This window comes from Nitrosospira briensis, from assembly GCF_900115125.1.
In the GTDB taxonomy this organism is placed as follows: domain Bacteria; phylum Pseudomonadota; class Gammaproteobacteria; order Burkholderiales; family Nitrosomonadaceae; genus Nitrosospira; species Nitrosospira briensis_A.
On sequence record NZ_FOVJ01000002.1, the window covers coordinates 514,646 to 532,217 of the forward strand.

General features: G+C 52.3%; 16 protein-coding genes. 14 read left to right on the forward strand and 2 right to left on the reverse strand.

Annotated features, from left to right (window positions below; all coding sequences use genetic code 11):
• The first annotated feature begins 287 nt into the window (after window positions 1-287).
• The 7 genes from BMZ14_RS07680 (at window position 288) to BMZ14_RS07710 (ending at window position 8,445) form a co-directional block, all read left to right on the forward strand.
• Entirely contained in the window at window positions 288-917 is a 630-nt protein-coding gene (locus BMZ14_RS07680) for a LexA family protein (protein WP_074796343.1), read from the forward strand.
• Window positions 918-927: 10 nt separating this feature from the next.
• Window positions 928-1,662: a translesion DNA synthesis-associated protein ImuA gene (gene imuA / locus BMZ14_RS07685; RefSeq protein ID WP_143071920.1), complete on the forward strand. Its 735-nt coding sequence runs from the start codon at window positions 928-930 to the stop codon at window positions 1,660-1,662.
• The gene (locus tag BMZ14_RS07690) at window positions 1,622-3,136 is read left to right on the forward strand and encodes a Y-family DNA polymerase (protein WP_074796345.1); all 1,515 of its coding nucleotides are present in this window, start codon (window positions 1,622-1,624) and stop codon (window positions 3,134-3,136) included. The genes imuA and BMZ14_RS07690 overlap by 41 nt, the downstream gene beginning before the upstream one ends.
• Before the next feature lies 1 nt (window position 3,137).
• Window positions 3,138-6,278 (forward strand): error-prone DNA polymerase, encoded by a 3,141-nt coding sequence (locus BMZ14_RS07695; RefSeq protein ID WP_177186930.1) that lies wholly within the window; start codon window positions 3,138-3,140, stop codon window positions 6,276-6,278.
• A gap of 281 nt (window positions 6,279-6,559) precedes the next feature.
• Window positions 6,560-6,781: a hypothetical protein gene (locus tag BMZ14_RS15260; RefSeq protein ID WP_074796349.1), complete on the forward strand. Its 222-nt coding sequence runs from the start codon at window positions 6,560-6,562 to the stop codon at window positions 6,779-6,781.
• A 557-nt stretch (window positions 6,782-7,338) separates the two neighbouring features.
• Window positions 7,339-7,548, forward strand: coding sequence for a hypothetical protein (locus tag BMZ14_RS14800; RefSeq protein ID WP_143071921.1), 210 nt, complete (start codon window positions 7,339-7,341; stop codon window positions 7,546-7,548).
• A 132-nt stretch (window positions 7,549-7,680) separates the two neighbouring features.
• Window positions 7,681-8,445 (forward strand): 2OG-Fe(II) oxygenase, encoded by a 765-nt coding sequence (locus tag BMZ14_RS07710; protein WP_218144989.1) that lies wholly within the window; start codon window positions 7,681-7,683, stop codon window positions 8,443-8,445.
• A 382-nt stretch (window positions 8,446-8,827) separates the two neighbouring features.
• On the opposite strand, the gene BMZ14_RS07715 is transcribed toward BMZ14_RS07710, so the two are convergent.
• Entirely contained in the window at window positions 8,828-9,253 is a 426-nt protein-coding gene (locus BMZ14_RS07715; protein ID WP_074796355.1) for a hypothetical protein, read from the reverse strand.
• A gap of 56 nt (window positions 9,254-9,309) precedes the next feature.
• The gene (locus tag BMZ14_RS15080; protein ID WP_177186932.1) at window positions 9,310-9,474 is read right to left on the reverse strand and encodes a hypothetical protein; all 165 of its coding nucleotides are present in this window, start codon (window positions 9,472-9,474) and stop codon (window positions 9,310-9,312) included.
• A gap of 604 nt (window positions 9,475-10,078) precedes the next feature.
• Between BMZ14_RS15080 and BMZ14_RS07720 the strand changes: the two genes are divergently transcribed.
• The 7 genes from BMZ14_RS07720 to BMZ14_RS07750 all read left to right on the forward strand — a co-directional run bounded on the left by BMZ14_RS07720 (window position 10,079) and on the right by BMZ14_RS07750 (window position 17,523).
• Window positions 10,079-10,873: a hypothetical protein gene (locus BMZ14_RS07720; RefSeq protein ID WP_074796357.1), complete on the forward strand. Its 795-nt coding sequence runs from the start codon at window positions 10,079-10,081 to the stop codon at window positions 10,871-10,873.
• A gap of 160 nt (window positions 10,874-11,033) precedes the next feature.
• Window positions 11,034-11,531, forward strand: a complete 498-nt coding sequence (locus BMZ14_RS07725) for a VOC family protein (RefSeq protein ID WP_074796359.1) — start codon at window positions 11,034-11,036, stop codon at window positions 11,529-11,531.
• Between the two features lie 103 nt (window positions 11,532-11,634).
• Window positions 11,635-12,315 (forward strand): GNAT family N-acetyltransferase, encoded by a 681-nt coding sequence (locus BMZ14_RS07730; protein WP_083396704.1) that lies wholly within the window; start codon window positions 11,635-11,637, stop codon window positions 12,313-12,315.
• A gap of 252 nt (window positions 12,316-12,567) precedes the next feature.
• Window positions 12,568-12,720 carry a hypothetical protein gene (locus tag BMZ14_RS07735; RefSeq protein WP_256208471.1) on the forward strand — a complete coding sequence of 51 codons (153 nt, stop codon included), beginning with the start codon at window positions 12,568-12,570 and terminating at the stop codon, window positions 12,718-12,720.
• 4 nt (window positions 12,721-12,724) lie between these two features.
• Window positions 12,725-13,003, forward strand: a complete 279-nt coding sequence (locus BMZ14_RS07740) for a DUF5395 domain-containing protein (protein ID WP_074796363.1) — start codon at window positions 12,725-12,727, stop codon at window positions 13,001-13,003.
• 23 nt (window positions 13,004-13,026) lie between these two features.
• Window positions 13,027-14,481 carry a putative sulfate exporter family transporter gene (locus tag BMZ14_RS07745; protein ID WP_074796364.1) on the forward strand — a complete coding sequence of 485 codons (1,455 nt, stop codon included), beginning with the start codon at window positions 13,027-13,029 and terminating at the stop codon, window positions 14,479-14,481.
• Between the two features lie 354 nt (window positions 14,482-14,835).
• On the forward strand, window positions 14,836-17,523 hold the full coding sequence (locus BMZ14_RS07750) for an MMPL family transporter (protein ID WP_074796366.1): 2,688 nt from the start codon (window positions 14,836-14,838) through the stop codon (window positions 17,521-17,523).
• The last annotated feature ends 49 nt before the right edge of the window (window positions 17,524-17,572 follow it).

Sequence of the window (17,572 nt, forward strand, 5' to 3'; positions counted from 1 at the left end):
GCGACCTGGCGGTGGCGGCTTGATCGCAGAGGTTTCACATGGAAAAAACAGTAAACGCAAAACCCCGTATAAAAAATGTGGGCATTATATAGCAAAACCAGCGGAAGATGGGCAGGGGAACTGATCAATTGTCCGAGCTATGGAACGGAAGGATACGTTCCTGGACACATCTGATCGTTCAGCGTTAGAAAAAAGAAGGCACTCGTGCTACTCCATCCATTGAATGAATTGAATTAAGAACAATCGTTCTCTATAATGAGGACAATTGTTCTTAATTCATTCTCATCATGCAACAACTCGATATCTTTTCCTACCTCGGCAAGCTTCAGGACTACTATGCCCGGGAAAGAATCATTCCCTCGACAACCCAATTGTCCGTGCTGTGGAACGGAAAGGCACGTTCCTGGACACATCGGATCATGCAGCGTTTAAAAGAAGAAGGCTTTCTGGAAAATGCGCCGGGGGGGCGTTTGCGCCCGGGCCCCCGCTTTTTCGAGCGAACGGTTGGGCACACGATCCGGGCGGGGCTGCCTCAACAGGCTTCCGATGTCCAGCCTGAATTGCTGCGCATAGATGACTATCTTATCGAAAATCCCTCCCAAACCATTCTGTTTCCTGTCAAAGGCGATTCGATGGTTGATCTGGGAATACTCGAGGGCGATATGGTGATTATCGAACGCAGTCATTCAGCTTCCCCCGGCCAGATTGTATTGGCAATCGTGGATGACGAATTCACGCTCAAAGTCCTGTCCAAAGATCAAAAAGGTTATTACCTCGAAGCACGCAACGACAGGCGAAGCAAGGACTATCCGCCTATCCGGCCCGAACAGAAACTGGAAATATACGGCTTTTATGTCGGCCTGTTTCGAAAAACCCGGATTGCGGGACATCGCCTCGGTTCCAGCCGTAATCCATGAAGCTTTCATCATGTCAATGCTCGCCTCCCCGCCTTCGCTTCTACAGATCGAATCTCGATTCAAAAACAGAATCTGGCGCGGAAATGCATTGGGATTTTCGAATGATCCGGTTATTTCCAGCGGCTTCGATAAGCTGGATAAGGAACTGCCTGGAGGGGGATGGCCCACGCGCAGCCTGACCGAATTATTGCTGCCGGCGGAAGGAATGGGGGAAATAAGATTATTGAGCCAACCGCTTGAGCAGACCACCCGGAACGGGAGGAATATTCTGTTGGTGAGCCCGCCTTATATTCCTTATATGCATGCATGGGAACACCTGAATATTGATAGCCGGCGCATTGTAATTGCCAGGGTCTACAAGCCTGCCGAGCGATTATGGGTACTTGAACAGGGCATCAAAAGCGCTGCCTTCGGAACTGTTATCGGCTGGCTACCCGAGGTAAGCCAGCAGACGACGCGGAGACTGCAAATCATTGCACGAACCGTCCCCAGCCTCATTTTCCTGTTCAGGCCGGCAAGCGCGCAATTTGAACCCTCCGCTGCCCCGTTAAGAATACTGCTCGACTCAGGGCGAAGACATGCTCTTTCCTTGTACCTGCTGAAGCGCCGGGGTACTCCCGTCGCCTTGCCGATTCGCATCTCTCTCCCCTGGACCCGGCGTTTCTCCATCTTCGCCTCATCTCCATCCGCTTCAGCCCGTCGCAATGCTGTGGATCGCTCTTCATTGCCCGACATTATCGCTTGACTGGATTGAACGCCGGTTTCCCGCCGCGTTAATTCCCGCCATGGCGGTAACTGTTCGCAAAGGTAATCAGATATATATCCAGCAGGCCAACAAACCGGCGCAACAGCAGGGCGTGATTGCTCATCAATCCCTGGCGAGTGCCTTGTCTCTTTTTCCCCATTTGGTAGTGGTGGAGCATGACCCGAATGAAGAAAAGAAAGCGCTGCGGGAAGCGGCGTATGCCGCATTACGTTTCACGCCCAGTATTGTGATGCAGGGCAGCGGCCTGATTGCCGAAGTCTCCGCCAGCCTGAAATTGTTTGGCGGTCTGAAAAAATTATGCCAGTTGCTCAACCGGGCAGTGGCTGCGCAAGGCTTGCAACTTTGCGCAGGTGTTGCTCCTGCCGCCGGGGGAGCATGGCTGCTGGCCCGATCCGCATCGCCGCAAACCGTGATCAATGGGGCAGGTGCCAAATTCCGCTCATTGCTCGATTCCTTACCCGTCAGTTTGCTGGAATCGGCCCAGCCTCATCTTGAAGTTATTCACGGCATAGGCTGCAAAACGCTGGCTGAGTTACAGCAGTTGCCGCGTGGCGGAATTGCACGCCGATTTGGTCCGGATCTGCTGTCGGAACTGGACCGCGCCTACGGCGACTCTCCGGATCCACGAAAATGGCTTGAAGTACCGGAATATTTTCGGCAGAAGATGAGGCTGATGGCGCAAGTTGAAAGTGCAGAATTATTGCTGGTTCCCGTGCAGCGCATGATCGAGCAGATGTGCGGTTGGCTGGCTTCCCGTCACGCGGCGGTCTCGGCATTTTCATTCGTTCTGCATCATGAGTATTCTCTCCGCCAGCCGCATAAATCCACTCCCATAAACATAAGGCTCTCCGGACAAAGCAGTGATTCCAGGCATTTAATGATTTTGCTCCGCGAACGCCTGGAGCGTACAAAAATATTCGCTCCGGTTTGCGAACTGGAGTTGGCAGCCGACGAAGTCACAGCAGGGGACGATGCCAATCTGGAACTGTTCCCCACCGCGCAATCAGAATCGACTTCACTGAACCGGTTTATCGAGAAACTTTGCTCCCGCCTGGGGCCGCCAGCCATCACGGGTTTAAAGCTTGTCTCCGACTACCGCCCTGAATGCAGCCAGAGATTTGAGCTACTGGAAACGGATGGAATGAATGGATTGAGGGAATCACCTCGGGAAACAATCCCGAAGGAACTGGTCCGTCCAGCCTGGCTGATGGACCCCCCCCTGGAACTGAGGGTGCAACGCCGCCAACCCGTCTATGGCTCGCCCTTGAAACTGATCGAGGGGCCGGAACGGATCGAGGCGGGGTGGTGGGATGATGCGGGGATCGCACGCGATTATTTCATTGCGGAAAACGAGTCAGGCCAGTTGTTATGGATCTACTGCGAGGCCGTTGCAGCAGAAAAAGGTAAAAAAGAAGAAAACAAGAGTTGGTATTTGCAGGGACTATTTGGATAACATGTATTCCCCTCCTTCTTACCCCCCTTACGCCGAGCTTCATTGCTGTTCCAGCTTCAGCTTCCTGAAGGGAGCCTCCCTGCCGGAAGAGCTGGTTGAACATGCTGCAGCCCTGGGTTATGCCGCCCTGGCCATCACCGATGAATGCTCCATGGCGGGTGTGGTGAGAGCCCACTCCGAGGCCAGGAAAGCCGGCCTGCATCTTCTGATCGGCAGTCAATTCCTTCTGGAGGATGGATTACGGCTGGTCTGCCTGGCCATGAACCGGGAAGGCTACGGCAATCTATGCGAGTTGATAACACTGGCAAGGCAACGTGGCGTGAAAGGGACTTACCGTATAAACCGCACAGATTTCGAAAGCTGCCCCGATGCGCCCCATCTTGCTCTGTTACAGGATTGCCTGGTCCTATTGATCCCCCGTTTCATTCAGGCGGACAGTTCTTTAAAAGAAGACATGAACTGGGCAATGTCGCTATTCCCGGGACGCTGCTGGGCAGCCGTCGAGCTATTGCTTCATTCCGGCGAGGACCTGCTGTTCGAGAGAATACGGCAGGCATCGAATATCACCGGCATGCCACTCGTAGCCGCGGGGGACGTGCATATGCATGACAGTTCCCGCAAACCTCTGCAAGATACCATGACCGCCATCCGTCTCGGTAAACCGCTGGGTGAATGTGGTTACGCACTGCAGCCTAATGCCGAGCAACACCTGCGTACAAGGGGTCAGCTGGGCCAAATCTATTCACCCCAACTTCTGCGGGAGACGGTTTCAGTCGCGGCCCGTTGTGCCTTTTCGCTGGACGAACTGCGCTATGAATATCCCGAAGAACTGGTCGAGACGGATGAAGCGCACGCAGCCTACCTCCGGCGCATGGTCGAGGAAGGCATGGCGAGACGTTTCCCGAACGGACCTTCAGGCAAGGTCAGAAAACAGGTCGAGCATGAGTTGAAATTGATCGCCGAGCTTGATTATGAGCCTTATTTCCTGACGGTATTCGATATTGTGAGATTTGCCCGATCAAAGGGCATTCTCTGCCAGGGCCGGGGATCGGCGGCCAATTCGGCAGTCTGCTATTGCCTGGGGATTACCGAGATCGATCCGGAGCGCAGCAATCTGTTGTTTGAGCGTTTCATTTCCAGGGAACGTAACGAACCGCCCGATATCGATGTCGATTTCGAGCATCAGCGCCGCGAGGAAGTCATCCAGTATATCTACGAGAAGTATGGCCGGGACCGCGCCGCTATCGCCGCGACGGTCGCCACCTACCGTACACGTTCCGCAATTCAGGACATCAGCAAGACTCTGGGACTCGATATCGAAAGGACCAGGCGGCTATCCGCTTCCTTGGCCTGGTGGGATAAAACTTCTGATATTGGCCAGCGCCTGATCGAGAACGGCTTCGATCCCGATAGTCCGGTCATCCAGAAGTTGATTCAATTGATTCCAGTCTTATATGGATTCCCGCGCCATTTATCTCAACATGTAGGCGGCTTTGTCATTTCGCGTGACAAGCTGTGCCGTATTGTGCCCATCGAGAATGCGGCCATGGCGGACCGTCGCATTATTCAATGGGATAAGGACGACCTCGCAGCGGTAGGGCTGATGAAAATAGACGTGCTCGCGCTAGGCATGCTATCGGCCATCCGCCGCACGCTCGATCTGGTTTCTGCCCGGCGTGGCACGCCATTCCGGATTCAGGATATTCCGGCAAAAGATGAGGCAACGTTCGACATGATCTGCAGGGCCGACACTATTGGCGTCTTCCAGATTGAATCCCGCGCCCAGATGTCCATGCTGCCGCGCTTGAAACCACGGACTTTCTACGATCTGGTCATAGAAGTCGCCATCGTCCGTCCAGGACCGATTCAGGGAGATATGGTGCATCCTTATCTGCGCCGCAGGCAGGAATTGGAAGTCGTTGAATACCCAAGCGAAGAAGTGAGATCCGCCTTGAAGCGCACCTTGGGCATACCGATTTTCCAGGAACAGGTGATGCAACTGGCAATACTTGCTGCAGGCTTCACCTCGGGCGAAGCAGATCAACTGAGGCGCTCCATGGCTGCCTGGAAAAAGAAAGGAGGGCTCAGCCCCTTTCACAGGAAAATAATCGATGGAATGACCAGCCGTGGTTATACCATCGAATTTGCTGAACGGATCTTCCGTCAAATAGAAGGCTTTGGCGAATATGGATTTCCTGAATCTCATGCGGCAAGTTTTGCGCTGCTGGTTTATGTGTCGGCCTGGCTTAAATGCCATGAGCCCGCTGCTTTCCTGTGCGCAATGCTGAACAGTCTGCCCATGGGTTTTTACAGCGCCTCGCAATTGATTCAGGATGCCAGACGGCACGATGTCGGCATCATGCCGGTGGACGTGACGGTCAGCGGTTGGGATTGCACAATTGAGGAACAGATCGACAAGACCTCGCAATCTGCACAGCCTGATGTCCGGCTGGGATTGAACAGGGTAAAAGGGATTGGCCTGGAGGCTGCCAAACGCATCGTTGAGGCAAGAAAGATTTCATCTTTTCAAAATCCAATCGATCTGGCAAGCCGCGCATCTCTCAATACTTCGGAAATTCGCGCCCTTGCCAGTTCAGACGCACTAAACACCTTGTCAGGGCATCGACGGCAAACCCTATGGGCGGTGGCGTCCCACATAAAGCAACAGGATATGCTGAAAGATGCTCCCGTAAGGGAAGCAGCGCCAGCCATTACCGCTGCACGGGAAGGAGAGGAAATCATGGCTGATTACGCCAGCATGGAACTCACCCTGCGCAAGCACCCGCTCGCCTTGTTGCGCCCGAAACTGGCCAGGATGAACCTGGATTCGGCCATCGAGCTGGATAATTACCCGACGGGGCGGCTGGTTCGAACCACTGGCATTGTCACATGTCGGCAGCGCCCTGGAACTGCAAGCGGCGTAGTGTTTGTGACACTCGAGGATGAAACCGGGATAACGAATGTGGTGGTATGGAACCAGCTTGTCCTGAAACAACGGCGCGAAATATTAAACTCACGGCTTTTAACGGTGTATGGGGTATGGCAATGCGAAGGCGAAGTGAAGCATGTCATTGCCAAACGACTGGTGGACCACAGCCATTTGCTGGGTAATCTCAAGGTCGAAAGCCGGGATTTTCATTAGCCCGGAATGAATGTCTCTACACTAGAAAGGCGAAAACAAAGCTTTGTGCAAAGTGCATCGATTCGACCAACCCGGAACTTGAATTCGTATTATTTCACTTGACGATGTTACTTCAACCGCATCCTTGAGCCGCCTTATAACGTTCTATAATATCTCAGGTTGCTGCTCGTTCTTGGCTTGGCATCGCAGATAGCGGCAATGCATATGAAACCCTGGAAAGTTGATTAAATCCATAAGCCAACTGAAAGTATAATGATCGATAACATTTTGCGAGAACAGGCATGGATGCCTCCGGTGGACCTCAAACGATGACTGACGAAAGCATGGCTCAACTTCTTCGGCTGGGGATGGATAATGATGGCACAACTTTCTTAAGCTTGATGATGCTGTTGATACTCATAATTGGAGTGATACATGCGTTCTTCTTCACGGAAGACGGTTCGATGATGTGGCCAGTGGTGGTGGTCCTTATGAGTCTCGGTGGATATTTCTTGGTGACCTGATTCCCTTCCATTAGCTCTTCGGCAAACCCGCCGTCTGCTGTCCACGGAGCAGCTCTATTCACTCGGTGCACTGGGCCTAAAGTCTCTGCCATCCAATTAGGATACCTTTTGCAAACTTCCTCATAAAGATTTTCGCGTTCCGAGGGCGTGAACCAATCGCTAAAAAAATGATCAGCAATACCAACTCCAACTGATGCAGTACGAAACATGATTCAAAACACGCTGGCGGGGAGAGTTCTCCATCTGGGCCGTGGAGGTCTGAGGCAGGCGATGGGGACAAGCGCGCGCTTTGCAGCGGACATGGGATCGCATCTTGCAAAAGGCAGTATGGACGTTGTGAAGACAAAGATCGCCGACACTGGGACCGCGTTAGCCAAACTCCAGGCAGAAAAGTTGCCTCAGCAATTAGAGCCAATATGAAGCAACCTGAATTCACCGGAAACAAATTTGCCGGTTCCACGGATACGACAGGTAAACCAAAAACCAACTGCATAAGTCTCCTGACGCGACCTTTGGCACCAGGTCGAACAGCTTAAGGGGAACGGGCAGCCTCCTGGATGAAGCACCCAACTACAGGTGCAAGCCGAAGACTGGGCAAACGGGGCAGGCGGGCCAAGCTTGAGACGTGCGGCGAACAGAGACGCCTTTGCGTGCGCATCGACAAGACCACAGGCTGTGGCAAGGATGGAGACTACTTCGTGTTGCGGGTGCCCGTGATGAGGCGGCGCCGCAAGCCGACATCGTCATCGCCTCGCCATGTAACCTAGCTGGAAAATCTGGAACCGATTGAGGGTATGATATTAATTGCTCGACCTAGCAAAATGGACGCTCTAATGGCCCCTGGAACGAATCGGACCGCAATAGCCAACCACATAGTCAGCCGGCTTCAGGAAACGCTTGTGCAAGCGCGTGAACAGTGGCAACGATCGGGAATCGTGTCTAATTGCTACATCGACAATGTACTACCGGTTGAGGTTGCTCTACTGATTCGACAAGCCTTTCCTGCCGGGGATTTGTTGAAGATACGCAGCAGCTTGCGCGAACTCAAATTCATTGGCACTCAGATGAACCAATACGATCCTATCGTGGAAGAAGCTCTTTACGCATTTCAAGACCAGAGAGTGGTTGATCTGGTGAGCCAGATTACCGCGCTGCAAGGATTACTGCCGGACGAATTGCTGTATGCAGGAGGTATATCCGTAATGACCAGAGGACACTTCTTAAATCCACATATTGATAATTCACATGACAAGAATCGTGCGCTATACCGCGTGCTGAATCTGCTTTATTACGTTTCGCCGGAGTGGAGCCTGGAAAAAGGGGGCAATCTCGAAGTATGGCCGAATGGAATGGGAGAAAAACAGCAGACAATAGAGAGCCGGTTCAATAGGCTGGCGATCATGGTAACAAACAAACATTCTTGGCATTCGGTATCGCCTGTTGTGGCTCAAGATACGCGATGTTGCGTGTCGAATTACTATTTTTCACGATTTCCCGCCGAGAAAGAAGACTACTTTCACGTTACATCATTTCGTGGGCGTCCAAATCAGCCAGTTCGCAATCTGGTACTAAAAGCAGACGCAGGGCTACGCAATGCCGTTCGCAAGATTTTCCCAAAGGGAGTAGTTCGGACTAAGCATTACTACAACAAAGGCAAAGACTGAGGTTGATTGAGAATTTAGTGGCGAGGAAATCAGCGCTTATCAAGCAAGGTCCATATTCTGGCAATGCTTGCGCTGCAACGTGACTGAAGTTTGCGCCGTTTACACCATGAGCGTCCAGGCCCTTCAAGGCATCGCGCTACACCTGTGTACACAGGCGTAGCGGACAGCGCTCCTGGATGAAGTCGCGACAGCAGGTCTGTCCCGTGTTTCCATTTAAGCTGTTTTCTGTGGCAAAACGACTCCCTTTTGCGACACTGAAAACGAACACAACGGAAACCTTTGCTCGTCTCTCGCCTGAGAGACAAGAAAAAAATATTAATCGACCCCCCCTCATGACTCGGCATGAAGGGAGTGGGGAGCAGCAAAAGAGGTGCCGCGAGGCTTAGGAGATAATGAGACGAGCAGTCCCTCTAAGCGTTAGCGTTTCGTACGTCTCGACCTGCAGCCCATTACCAGTGCCTCCGGGAGCGGTAAAAGGAGTTTGCTGGGTGGTGATTATCGCTGTTGTCTCAATAGGGAATTCTCTCTCTTCCTCTGGCAGATGAATCGTGGGTAACAGCAGGGTCAGGAAAACGACGTGCGAATCCGGGACTTGCTCGATCAACACCGTGACAAGCAGTTTACTGATTTGAATCTCGCTTATACTTATCTCATCTCCACGGAAAGTGCGGCTTTCGCCGTCCTCATCCTTATAAGTGAGCACGGGTTCTCCGGGAAAGCTCGTTGTCGCAAAGATGATCTCCTTATTTTCTCCTTGCAGGGTGTATTCATTCGGTTCTCGTTGTGGGGTAGCTGCACCATTAGCCATTTCAATTCTCCTTCCGGTTGATTGTTGATCGTATCTTCCTGTGTGGACAGTGACTTCTAAATGGGGCGGCACAATCCCTTCGGTAAAACACCCTCTATTTTCGTTACTATTACCCTATACCCAAGGGGATGATCGGTATCTTCTGGCGGTAATTTTCCTACTGCGTCTTTTAGCGCGTCGCCGAAGTCAAAATTTGCCGACCATCCTGTAGCTTGACTCATGTTTCCTCCTATCTGTCAGCCTATGAAGTGGTTAAAAGCGCAACTAAAGTTGCATCTACCGCATACCGCTTTAGTTGACTGTCCACGTCGTCATCTTGCGAGCACATTACCCCGCAATCTGTGCGGAAACGAACTCTGTTAGAAGTGCAACTTAATGAAGCGAGCATTAATATTTTCGAGGCATATCGTTTCGCCCTTGCCCCCACAAGCGCCCCCAATCCTCTGCGAAGAGGGCTTGGGGGGATAAGCATCATGCGGATGCATGAAACACAGGCCAGCCATGTATGACGCACCACCTTTATTTTCACTTGGAAAAGTTGTAGCAACGAGCACCGTGGCGGGATCAAGCGAAGCGCATTGCGCCGCATGGAGCTATATGAAGCTGGTTAACCGCATGAATACCAACCCGCCTCCCTGGAAACATCACAGTTTAATTTAGGGATGCCAGCCATCACTTTTATAAAACTTGTTTTTCCTGCATTGCCATCTATAAATGAAATGAAATGGCTGCTGCGACTACAGTTCGACTGTTAAGAAAACACCCAGCGCGAGGGGGACCGGTTAATGCAATGAGCATTGGCCCGGCACCAAAAAGGAGTCCGCCGTGTTCCACATCACCGTATTTGCACTTGGCGCAATCATCGCGAGCAATGCTTCCGCACATCAGGTGATAAATGCCGAGGCCGGTCGGGTTGGCCCCGGCAGTACCCCGGCCGTAAATTACCGAATGCATAAAGCGATCGAGTTGCCGAACAAACCCGGCCATTTAAACCGGTTGGCTGCGGTAGATACCCAGGATAAGCCCCGTTGCGCCGCGGACGGCGTGTGTAACCTTGCGGTGTGCAGCGCGACACAAGATCCGGATTGTCCCAACGACCTGCCGCCGGGCGCGGGAGCCGAACCCGCAACCACTGCGGCGGTTTCTCTTGAAACTGTCGATTGCACCAGCACGCAATCTGTGGATATCCTCGCCGTAGCCTGGAATTTGGTAGATGACTGGACCAACTTTGAACGCACGATCGAGTCGGCTACCGGTTCCAATCTGGGTAATTGCATTCGGAGCCGATTCAGGGATAACGCCCGTGTGATCTGCGAGCAACAGACTAACTGCAACAACAAAGGCCGCTGCGTCTTGGGCCGGTCTTCGCCTCTCAACAAGACCACCCGGATTTTTGGCACCTTCTTTAACAATATTGCCAACGCTGCGGCCCCTGACCGCCGCGCCTGCTATGCGGCGCTGCTGATGCATGAATTCTCGCATTCCTGTGATCGAGTCTTTGAACAGCCGCGCGCCGAAGCCCGCGAAACAGCCGCTTTTACTTATTGGCGAACACGCTTTCCTGGAACATCGGGCTGGACCAGGACTGGCACCAATGGAACAGGTTGCGGCCTGGATTAAGCTTTTATTGGGGGGACAATGGCTGTGGAATGGAATTCCGTTCCAGCCTACCTGCTGAGCCAACCGGAAACATGCTCTTCTTGATATCAGGATTTCACGGAAACAAGCAACTCTTAGTCCCAGTCATCCCATCCCTTGCAAGCCCAAACTGGAGAAATGTATGGAAAGCACTCAGAGGATCACCCCATGCTTGTGGTTCGATGATCAAGCAGAAGAGGCAGTTGAGCTTTATACCGGTATTTTTCAGAATTCAAAGATACTGAATATTTCCCGCTATGGAGAAGCAGGCCGTGAGATACACGGGAAATCAGCGGGAACCGTAATGACTATTGCATTCGAACTTGATGGACAAACTTTTACCGCGCTTAACGGCGGCCCGGAGTTCAAGTTTAATGAGGCCATCTCGTTTCAAGTCAATTGTGAGACTCAAAAAGAAGTGGACTATTACTGGCAGAAGTTGTCCGAGGGTGGAGATGAAAAAGCACAGCAGTGCGGCTGGCTCAAGGACAAATACGGCGTTTCCTGGCAAATTGTTCCCGGCGTTTTGTTCGATATGCTGAATGACCCCGAATCCAAAAAATCGCAAAGAGCCATGGAAGCCATGCTTCGCATGAAGAAAATCGACATTGATGAACTGAAGCGCGCATATGCTGGATAGCTTTGGTGTGCTTGAAAGTGGTAGCGTTGTGTATGAATGGCTGCTCTAAGTTATGCTGCTTACAGCCCATTCCTGATAACTGCTACATACATTTCAGCAGAATATGAACCTGACAGTTGCAATGCCTGGCCTTCCTTCTAAACATGTGGTCCGGCAAGCGCAATACTTTGATGCTCCGATGCTCACGCTTACGCTGGCAGCGGCGTTTGAGAACGATCCGGTTGCGAACTTTTGTATTCGTGCCGATGCAGGCCGCAAGCGGGTGATGAGAGCCGGTTTCAAGCGAGCTCTGGACTTATATCAACCGTACGGCTTGACCTTCATCGCTAACAATGGAGCAGGTACCGCAGTCTGGACCCGCCATGATCAGTGGCAACTTACGTTCTGGCAGGAATGTTCGCTCATTCCACTATATATACGCGTCTGTGGCATCAATCGCTTCATGCGCCTCAGCCGGGGATTCGACGCGATGAAGTCGCATCACCCGGTCGAGCGGCATTATTATCTATACTTGCTCGGGGTACATCCCGATTACCAGTCCCAAGGCCTGGGCAGTGCTCTGCTGTGCGCCATGCTCGAGCGTTGCGACCGCGAGCAGATGCCGGCATACCTTGAAGCATCCAGCCCCCGTAATATTCCCTTCTACCAGCGACATGGATTCAGGGTAATCAGGAAATTCCAGTTCGGCCCTGGAGGTCCCCCTATGGCAGCGATGTGGCGGGAACCGCAGCAAGGCGGCAAAGCTGCTCAATACCGTAATACCGCGTTGCAGGCCAAATTTTAGCGTCCCTTCACCCTTCGTTGGCTTGCCCGGGCTTGCTCACCAGGTTCAGCGACATTACACCTTCACACAAGACGCTTGACGATGGCTTGCGTTAAAATGAAAACGGCACCACAAGTTTGGAGCCACTCGGCTGTACTCCGCCAGGCGTCTCCCGCCAGGTAGACGAATCATTCCATCGAATTGCACGCCTGTGAGAACACGATGACAACGAATAACACAAAAAACGAGATTGACAACCAGTCTCTTGAAAACATGAGCAAGTTATTATCCAATCAATCGGTTCTCGGGGAACCTGAACCCTGGGAAAAGTGGGAAACCCAGTTGTGCTTGTGGAGCATAGGCATCGGTATAGCGGGACTTGTAATCCTGGGTGTTCTAGTAGACCTGTTCCTGCTCCCCGGATAAACGGATGACAGCCGATCTGGAGGTCCGGTTGATACATGACGGCATCAAGTGGGTCGCGTACCACCAAAGCTTCGAAGCCTGCGGACATACCCTGCTCGATCTGGACCAGGACCTGACCCGGTGTCTTCTGGATACGCAATTATTCCCCGACAATACCCAGGTCACCGTATTCATGGTTTTTGACTATAACTGTATCCCCACCTGGATACGGCAGTACGCGTATCATTACTTCAACCGCCACGTTCGGTTGAATTTGAAATCACCCCTACTGAAAGGACAGTAAACCGGAGGCAGGAAACAAGCGAAATGAACAGAAAATGGTATTCCGGCATGGCAAGAACGGAAGACTGGTGGGCTGTCTGGCTGGGGCTCACCATGTTCCTGGCAAGCGTCAGTTCACTCTGGGGATTGGATCTGACCGGGTGGATGGCAAAGCCCAACACCTGGGTATGGGGAAAGTTTTCCTTTGACGCCGTATTGAAAGCCAGCGGCAAACAGGGCTGGCATCCAGTACTGTCATGGCTGGTAACCTATCTGGTATTCACCGCGCTGACTTGTCTGGCTGCGTGGGCGATGAAATTCGATCTAAAACGGTTCGTCGCCGGATGGACCGTGCTTTTTGTAATGACCTGGATCATATGGATCATTGGACAGGAAGCGCATTTCAAGGTGCCCGTCAATGAGTTCGCCAAGTTCGGCTTATCCTGGGGATTATCACTTGGAGGTGGTTTCTCTTATCTGCTGGCCCTCTTGGTCGGGCTGATCATCGGAAACTTTTTCAAGGGTACCGCGGGGTTTCTCAGCGAAGCTGCGAAGCCGGAATGGTTTATCAAAACAGCAATCGTCTTTCTGGGTATTAAAATCGGCGTCATGTCCATGGAGGCAGCCGGTTTCATTACCGAGCTCGTCATAACCGGCATTGCGGCCACCTTTGTCGCGTACATGTTGTTCTGGCCAATTGTCTATGCTCTGGGCCGCAGAGTGTTCCACCTGTCGCGCGATGCTTCGGCCGTACTCGCTTCCGGCATTTCCATTTGCGGCGTATCGGCTGCCATTGCCACTGCCGGCGCCATCCGCGCCCGTCCTGTAATTCCGGTCGTCGTCTCGATACTGGTCGTGATCTTTGCCATGTTCGAACTCATCATCCTGCCCGGTTTTTATACTGCAATAGCGCCAAACCAGCCCATCGTCAACGGATCTGCCTTGGGATTGACGGTTAAAACCGATGGCGCCGACGCAGCGGCCGGGGCAATGCTCGATGAACTGATGCGGGCCAATGCCGAGGCTAATCTGGGTGTGAGATGGAAGGAAGGCTGGATTTTAATGGCTTCACTGACCACTAAAATCTGGATTGATATGTTCATTGGCGTTTGGGCTTTCGTATTGGCGCTTGTATGGGTCTACAAAGTGGAGCGCCAACCCGGGCAATCAAAGGTCGGACTCATGGAAATCTGGCACCGGTTTCCCAAATTCGTACTGGGCTACCTGCTGGTGTGGTTTTCATACATCACCATTGCTTCCACCGGACCGGAAATTGCCAAAACCTTGCATGAAGCTGCGACTCCGGTGGAAGGGTCCATGCGTACCATGATGTTCATGCTGACTTTCCTCAGCATAGGCGTCATAACCGATTTCAGTAAACTCAGGGGTATGGGCAAGCTCGCATTACTTTATGCAATTGCCTTATTCGGAATCATTGCCCCCATCGCTTACGCTGTTGCCTGGATATTCCATCGCGGCATGATGCCGCCTGCTCTTTAATAAACGCTGCTGTGAGGAGGTCCGGGTAGCAGGGGCGAACCGGAACGCCTATCGAAAGATGAAACTTGAACATCTGTCGTGTTATTCCCCTTAAGCTTCAATCAGGTTGATTCATCCAGTACCAGAGCGCGCCTCATGCGCTCCTTGTTACTTTTTCATTGCGGCGAGATTCACCTGCGCTTGATAACCCTTGGCTGGGCACTACACTACTAATGGAAGTCATCTCTTTGCGCTAACGTATCGCCATTTGATAAAGATTCGCAACGGAAATCAGGCAGAATTGCCTTTTCTTCCCGAAGGCCACGGCAGGATCAGCGAATCTCCCCACAAATTATCGGGTCGGCCAAATCGATTATGTCAATTAGCCGCAGTTACACAATTTGGGGAAACTGGACGCTTGCCCATCCTTTTACGGCGCTGTCCGTATTAGTTGCGCTCGGAGTTCTGGCCGCCCACTACACAGTCGGTCATTTGACCATCGATACCGATACCACCAAGCTCGTTGCTCCCGATGCGCCTTTTCAGCAATACCGCCGCGTTTATGAACAGGCTTTTTCACAGGATTTGAGCACACTGCTGCTTGTGGTTGAGTCGGATACGCCTGAATTGACCAAATCCTCCAGCAGAAAACTGCTGGACCTGCTCAACAAGGATGCGGATCACTTCAATTCGGCCTACATTCCCAATGACAACGAATTTTTCCGTCAGAACGGCCTGCTTTATCTGGATACTGACGAGTTACAGGCCTTATCAAATAACCTGTTGGTCGCCCAGCCGTTTCTCGGCAGAATTGGCCAGGAACCCAATCTGAAAGGTTTTTTTTCTATTTTTGAGGATGCCCTGAAGGCCACAGCCAAGGCTACGGATAATGAGGCAAGCGGCACAGCCCAGGTTATCCCCATCGATCTGGCCGCGCTGGCCGACAAGATCGCGCTGGTTTTGCACAAAACGGCCAATGGCGAAAATGCTCTGCTCTCCTGGGAGTCGCTGATCACCGAAAAAAGAAGACATTCCAGCGAGGAGTTCATCATAGCTTCGCCCAAGCTCGATCACTCGGAAATCCGTCCCGCCCAAGGCGCGATCGAGGCCATCCGGAAAGCCGCGGCCATTATTCAGGAACCCGGCTTGCCGGCTGTCAAGGTTTGGGTGACGGGCGAGATCGGCCTTGAAGATGACGAGCTTGCGGGCATCAGCACGGGCACCTTTACCGCCAGCGTTTTCTCCATTGTCCTGGTGTTATTTATTTTGCTGGTTGCCTACCGGTCCATCCTGCTTACACTCGCCACCCTGCTGACCTTGGCCTTGGGCATGCTTTTCTGCGGGGCATTCGCGGCTATTGCAGTGAAGGAATTAAACCTGATTTCACTCGCTTTCGCGGTATCCAATATCGGCTTGGGCGTGGAATATGGGATTCATTTTTGCTTGCGCTACAAGGACAATTTAAAGGAGCACGGCAATAAAGAGGTGGCGCTGCGCAATGCCTTCATGACAGTTGGCCCGTCACTGTTGCTGGCTGCCGGAACCACATCCATCGGACTGTACGCTTTCATGCCCACCGATTACAAGGGCGTCGCCGAGCTTGGCCTGCTGGCAGGAACCAGCCTTTTTATTTGCCTGTTAATCACGCTGGTTTCCCTGCCATCCCTGCTAAAAATCCTGCCGGCGCCTGCGAAGCCCGGCTTGAAGAAAGGTCAACACCCCCTCTCGAACCTGTCCGGGAAGCTGGCGGCCTTACCGATCCGATATGCCAAACCCGTTTCCTTTACCGCCCTCGTTCTCGCTCTCATCTCCATCGTATTGGCATTTGACGTGAAGACGGATTTCAATCCGATCGAGCTTCGCGACCCCCATACCGAATCGGTTATCGCGTTCAAGAAATTGATGGAAGACGAAGACACCTCACCGATGATGTTGAACGTCCTGGCCAAGGATGAGAACAGCACAAGAATTCTGCAAAAAAAACTGTCGGCACTGGATTCCGTTGGCAAGACCATCAGTCTTTTTGACCTTCAGCCCACGGACCAGGAGGAAAAACTGGCCCTGGTTGAAGAACTGGGGCTGATACTTGGGCCGCAGGTGCAGCATTTCCCCCAATTGGAAACCAATGTCGACCCGGTCCCCGGCATCATCCGGCTGATAAAAGCCATCGATATTGTCCTGCTCCAAAAAGCCGATGCCCGTAACCGCGCGTCGTTGACGAAGTTAAAAACAGAATTGCAGAAAATTTTGAGCGAGCTCGATGCACAATCGCAATCCAGCCGAAAGATTTTTATCGAAAAAATACAGACTGCACTGCTTGGCACGTTGCCGCAGGTAATGAGGGAATTATCAACCAGCCTGAAAGCCGGACCTGTCAGCCTGGACGACCTGCCTGCCGACATCAAGGATCGATGGCTGAGCAAGGACGGCTGGTACCGGATCCAGATTTTTCCTAAAAAAAACCTGAATGATCTGACCAATCTGAAGGAATTTATTATCGAAGTGCAATCGGTCGCCTCCGAAACAACCGGCCTGCCAATCATTTATTGGGAATCCATGAAGGAAGTCATCGCAGCCTTTCAACAGGCTATCGTGATTGCTCTGGTCGCGATTGCGCTGGTTTTGCTTGCTATCCGGCGCGACGTCCTGGATACAACGCTGGTCATGATAACGCTTATACTAGCAGGGCTTTTTACCATTGCCTGCGCCACTCTCACCAAGACACCCATCAATTTCGCCAACATCATTGCCCTGCCGCTGTTATTGGGACTGGGAGTCGACAATGGCATCCACATGCTCGTCAAGCTGCGCGAGTCACTTTCCGGCCCGGAAGATGAGGATATTTACCAGTCCAGCACCGCCAGAGCCATATTTTTCGGGGCTCTGACCACTTCATCCAGCTTTGGAGGATTGGCTTTCTCGCCGCATGCTGGCATCTCCAGCATGGGTTTGATCATTACCATAGGCATATTCTGGATCATGGTTTGCACATTTATTATTCTTCCTGCGCTGAGCAAGCTGATATTAAGCCGCAAGGAGCTTGAGCAACGACGGGTGGGATAAGAAGCGGCTTCAAAATGGCGATTAAAAATCTCAACCTTCTTTGCCCGCG

Excerpts from the sequence above, each read along its gene's own strand:
- BMZ14_RS15260 (WP_074796349.1), top strand. The coding sequence starts at position 6,560 with ATGGATGCCTCCGGTGGACCTCAAACGATGACTGACGAAAGCATGGCT.
- BMZ14_RS07740 (WP_074796363.1), top strand. The coding sequence starts at position 12,725 with ATGACAGCCGATCTGGAGGTCCGGTTGATACATGACGGCATCAAGTGG.
- BMZ14_RS14800 (WP_143071921.1), top strand. The coding sequence starts at position 7,339 with ATGAAGCACCCAACTACAGGTGCAAGCCGAAGACTGGGCAAACGGGGC.
- BMZ14_RS07750 (WP_074796366.1), top strand. The coding sequence starts at position 14,836 with ATGTCAATTAGCCGCAGTTACACAATTTGGGGAAACTGGACGCTTGCC.
- BMZ14_RS07735 (WP_256208471.1), top strand. The coding sequence starts at position 12,568 with ATGAGCAAGTTATTATCCAATCAATCGGTTCTCGGGGAACCTGAACCC.
- BMZ14_RS07725 (WP_074796359.1), top strand. The coding sequence starts at position 11,034 with ATGGAAAGCACTCAGAGGATCACCCCATGCTTGTGGTTCGATGATCAA.
- BMZ14_RS07680 (WP_074796343.1), top strand. The coding sequence starts at position 288 with ATGCAACAACTCGATATCTTTTCCTACCTCGGCAAGCTTCAGGACTAC.
- BMZ14_RS07715 (WP_074796355.1), bottom strand. The coding sequence starts at position 9,253 with ATGGCTAATGGTGCAGCTACCCCACAACGAGAACCGAATGAATACACC.
- BMZ14_RS15080 (WP_177186932.1), bottom strand. The coding sequence starts at position 9,474 with ATGAGTCAAGCTACAGGATGGTCGGCAAATTTTGACTTCGGCGACGCG.
- imuA (WP_143071920.1), top strand. The coding sequence starts at position 928 with ATGTCAATGCTCGCCTCCCCGCCTTCGCTTCTACAGATCGAATCTCGA.
- BMZ14_RS07690 (WP_074796345.1), top strand. The coding sequence starts at position 1,622 with ATGCTGTGGATCGCTCTTCATTGCCCGACATTATCGCTTGACTGGATT.
- BMZ14_RS07730 (WP_083396704.1), top strand. The coding sequence starts at position 11,635 with ATGAACCTGACAGTTGCAATGCCTGGCCTTCCTTCTAAACATGTGGTC.
- BMZ14_RS07745 (WP_074796364.1), top strand. The coding sequence starts at position 13,027 with ATGAACAGAAAATGGTATTCCGGCATGGCAAGAACGGAAGACTGGTGG.
- BMZ14_RS07695 (WP_177186930.1), top strand. The coding sequence starts at position 3,138 with ATGTATTCCCCTCCTTCTTACCCCCCTTACGCCGAGCTTCATTGCTGT.